Below are 1,167 nucleotides of genomic sequence, written 5' to 3'. Positions count from 1 at the left end.
GTGATCTCACCGATGCCCTCGACGTTGGCGCCCCGGGCAACCAACTTGACCAGATGCGGGTGGGACGGGGCCAATTCGGCGGCATCCTCGACACACACGATGCGTTCATGAGCGGGGACGGCACCCAGCGCTGCGGCAAGCAGGGTCGTCTTGCCGCACCCGGTACCGCCCGAGATCAGGAATGCCAGCCGGGCCCGGATGATCGCGTGCACCAGGTCGGCGGCCCGCGGCGGGATCGCCCCGGACCGACAGAGGGAGTCGAGATTCTGGGTGGCCGGGCGCAACACCCGCAGGGACAGGCAGGTGCCTGCGGCGGCGACGGGAGGCAGCACCGCATGCAGACGCACGGTGAACGGGCCGATGCCGGTGAGCTGACCGTCCACCCAGGGCTGCGCCTCGTCGAGCCGGCGCCCGGCCAACAACGCCAACCGCTGTGCCAGCCGGCGGACCGCGCCTTCGTCAGGGAAACGCACTGTGCTGCGGTGTAATCCGTTGCCGTCGTCGACCCACACCGCGTCGGGCGCGGTGACGAGCACGTCGGTGGTCGTCGGGGCGCACAGCAGTGGCTCCAGGACACCGGCACCGGTCAGTTCGGTCTCGAGCAGTCGCAGGTTGCTCAGCACCTCGGTATCGCCGAGCAGTCCGCCGGACTCGGCCCGGATTGCCGCGGCGACCGCACCCGGATTCAGTGGAGTGGCCTCGGCCGCGAGCCGTTCGCGGACCCGGTCGATCAGTGAGGTGCTCATGCCGCGTCCTGGGCGGGGTGACCTGCCAGGACCGACAGCACCCGGCGCGCCGCCGAGCCCAACGGCGACCGTGGGCGCACCCTCAACCCGCCACGCTCGAGGACCTCCGCGATGCCGGCCTGTGCGCGCATTGCGGCCAGCATCGGCAGGTCCACGATGCGGGCCACCTCGGCCGCCCGCAGCCCGCCCGGGGACGGACCCCGCACCACGACACCGGCATTCGGGTTGCAGGCCAGCACCCACGGTCGCGCGGCTGCCGCGGCGGTGCACGACCGCACGTCGGCCGGTGTCACCAAGACCACCAGATCGGCGGCGTCCAAAGCGGTTTCGGCCGCTTCGGTGGCACGTCGCGGCACATCGCACACGACCGTGACGCCACCGCGGCACCCCGCGTCGATGACTGCACCCAGCGGCCCGGCCT

Annotated in this window: 1 protein-coding gene and 1 pseudogene; both read right to left on the bottom strand. The window is 72.2% G+C overall.

The genetic code is table 11. The annotated features are described in order from the left end of the window. Positions 1–746: CpaF family protein (locus ACWGPE_RS19065; RefSeq protein WP_452049323.1), on the bottom strand; the 746-nt coding region annotated here is incomplete at its 3' end. Continuing rightward, positions 743–1,167, bottom strand: a pseudogene (locus ACWGPE_RS19060) (hypothetical protein); the annotation flags it as partial. The gene ACWGPE_RS19065 and the pseudogene ACWGPE_RS19060, both read right to left, overlap by 4 nt.

The sequence above is a fragment of the Agromyces sp. NPDC055658 genome, from assembly GCF_053618155.1.
Note: the sequence above shows the minus strand (reverse complement) of the source record. Positions and strands in the feature narration are given on the sequence as shown.